General features: G+C 53.8%; 1 rRNA gene. It reads right to left on the bottom strand.

Annotation, left to right across the window (positions count from 1 at the left end):
* Positions 1-28: 28 nt before the first annotated feature.
* Positions 29-2934, bottom strand: a 23S ribosomal RNA gene (locus WFK59_RS21925).
* Positions 2935-2954: the final 20 nt, after the last annotated feature.

The following is a 2954-nucleotide window of genomic DNA, read 5'->3' as shown; positions in this document are numbered from 1 at the left end:
TGTCTCTCAAAAACGCCTCTGGCGTTGTAAGGTTAAGCCTCACGGGTCATTAGTACCGGTTAGCTCAACGCATCGCTGCGCTTACACACCCGGCCTATCAACGTCGTCGTCTTCAACGTCCCTTCAGGACTCTCAAGGAGTCAGGGAGAACTCATCTCGGGGCAAGTTTCGTGCTTAGATGCTTTCAGCACTTATCTTTTCCGCACTTAGCTACCGGGCAATGCCATTGGCATGACAACCCGAACACCAGTGGTGCGTTCACTCCGGTCCTCTCGTACTAGGAGCAACCCCCCTCAATTCTCCAGCGCCCACGGCAGATAGGGACCGAACTGTCTCACGACGTTCTAAACCCAGCTCGCGTACCACTTTAAACGGCGAACAGCCGTACCCTTGGGACCTACTTCAGCCCCAGGATGTGATGAGCCGACATCGAGGTGCCAAACACCGCCGTCGATATGAACTCTTGGGCGGTATCAGCCTGTTATCCCCGGAGTACCTTTTATCCGTTGAGCGATGGCCCTTCCATTCAGAACCACCGGATCACTATGACCTGCTTTCGCACCTGCTCGAGCCGTCACTCTCGCAGTCAAGCCAGCTTATGCCATTGCACTAACCTCACGATGTCCGACCGTGATTAGCTGACCTTCGTGCTCCTCCGTTACGCTTTAGGAGGAGACCGCCCCAGTCAAACTACCCACCAGACACTGTCCGCACCCCGGATCACGGGGCCACGTTAGAACATCAAACATTAAAGGGTGGTATTTCAAGGTTGGCTCCACGCAGACTGGCGTCTGCGCTTCAAAGCCTCCCACCTATCCTACACATCAAGGCTCAATGTTCAGTGTCAAGCTGTAGTAAAGGTTCACGGGGTCTTTCCGTCTTGCCGCGGGTACACTGCATCTTCACAGCGAGTTCAATTTCACTGAGTCTCGGGTGGAGACAGCCTGGCCATCATTACGCCATTCGTGCAGGTCGGAACTTACCCGACAAGGAATTTCGCTACCTTAGGACCGTTATAGTTACGGCCGCCGTTTACCGGGGCTTCGATCAAGAGCTTCTCCTTGCGGATAACCCCATCAATTAACCTTCCGGCACCGGGCAGGCGTCACACCGTATACGTCCACTTTCGTGTTTGCACAGTGCTGTGTTTTTAATAAACAGTTGCAGCCAGCTGGTATCTTCGACTGGCTTCGGCTCGGGGAGCAAGTCCCTCCACCTACGCGCCAGCGTGCCTTCTCCCGAAGTTACGGCACCATTTTGCCTAGTTCCTTCACCCGAGTTCTCTCAAGCGCCTTGGTATTCTCTACCTGACCACCTGTGTCGGTTTGGGGTACGATTTTGTGTTACCTGATGCTTAGAGGCTTTTCCTGGAAGCAGGGCATTTATCACTTCAGCACCGTAGTGCCTCGTCGTCACGCCTCAGTGTAAAGTGAACCGGATTTGCCTGGAACACACACCTACACGCTTAAACCGGGACAACCGTCGCCCGGCTGATATAGCCTTCTCCGTCCCCCCTTCGCAGTAACACCAAGTACAGGAATATTAACCTGTTTCCCATCGACTACGCCTTTCGGCCTCGCCTTAGGGGTCGACTCACCCTGCTCCGATTAACGTTGAACAGGAACCCTTGGTCTTCCGGCGAGCGGGCTTTTCACCCGCTTTATCGTTACTTATGTCAGCATTCGCACTTCTGATACCTCCAGCATGCCTCACAGCACACCTTCGACGGCTTACAGAACGCTCCCCTACCCAACAACACATAGTGTCGCTGCCGCAGCTTCGGTGCATGGTTTAGCCCCGTTACATCTTCCGCGCAGGCCGACTCGACCAGTGAGCTATTACGCTTTCTTTAAATGATGGCTGCTTCTAAGCCAACATCCTGGCTGTCTGTGCCTTCCCACATCGTTTCCCACTTAACCATGACTTTGGGACCTTAGCTGGCGGTCTGGGTTGTTTCCCTCTTCACGACGGACGTTAGCACCCGCCGTGTGTCTCCCGTGATAACATTCTTCGGTATTCGCAGTTTGCATCGGGTTGGTAAGCCGGGATGGCCCCCTAGCCGAAACAGTGCTCTACCCCCGAAGATGAGTTCACGAGGCGCTACCTAAATAGCTTTCGGGGAGAACCAGCTATCTCCCGGTTTGATTGGCCTTTCACCCCCAGCCACAGGTCATCCGCTAATTTTTCAACATTAGTCGGTTCGGTCCTCCAGTTAGTGTTACCCAACCTTCAACCTGCCCATGGCTAGATCACCGGGTTTCGGGTCTATACCCTGCAACTTAACGCCCAGTTAAGACTCGGTTTCCCTGCGGCTCCCCTATACGGTTAACCTTGCTACAGAATATAAGTCGCTGACCCATTATACAAAAGGTACGCAGTCACCCCCATAAAGAAGGCTCCCACTGCTTGTACGTACACGGTTTCAGGTTCTGTTTCACTCCCCTCGCCGGGGTTCTTTTCGCCTTTCCCTCACGGTACTGGTTCACTATCGGTCAGTCAGGAGTATTTAGCCTTGGAGGATGGTCCCCCCATATTCAGACAGGATACCACGTGTCCCGCCTTACTCATCGAGCTCACAGCATGTGTGTTTTTGTGTACGGGAGTATCACCCTGTACCCTGCGACTTTCCAGACGCTTCCACTAACACACAAGCTGATTCAGGCTCTGGGCTGCTCCCCGTTCGCTCGCCGCTACTGGGGGAATCTCGGTTGATTTCTTTTCCTCGGGGTACTTAGATGTTTCAGTTCCCCCGGTTCGCCTTGCAGCACTATGTATTCATGCTGCAATGATGCACTGAGTGCACCGGGTTTCCCCATTCGGACATCGACGGCTGTAGCGGTTCATATCACCTTACCGTCGCTTTACGCAGATTAGCACGTCCTTCATCGCCTCTGACTGCCAGGGCATCCACCGTGTACGCTTAGTCGCTTAACCTCACAACCCACAGGCGTTTT

The organism is Pantoea sp. USHLN298 (assembly GCF_037149395.1).
Classification (GTDB): domain Bacteria; phylum Pseudomonadota; class Gammaproteobacteria; order Enterobacterales; family Enterobacteriaceae; genus Pantoea; species Pantoea astica.
This window is presented reverse-complemented; position numbering and strand designations above follow the sequence as displayed.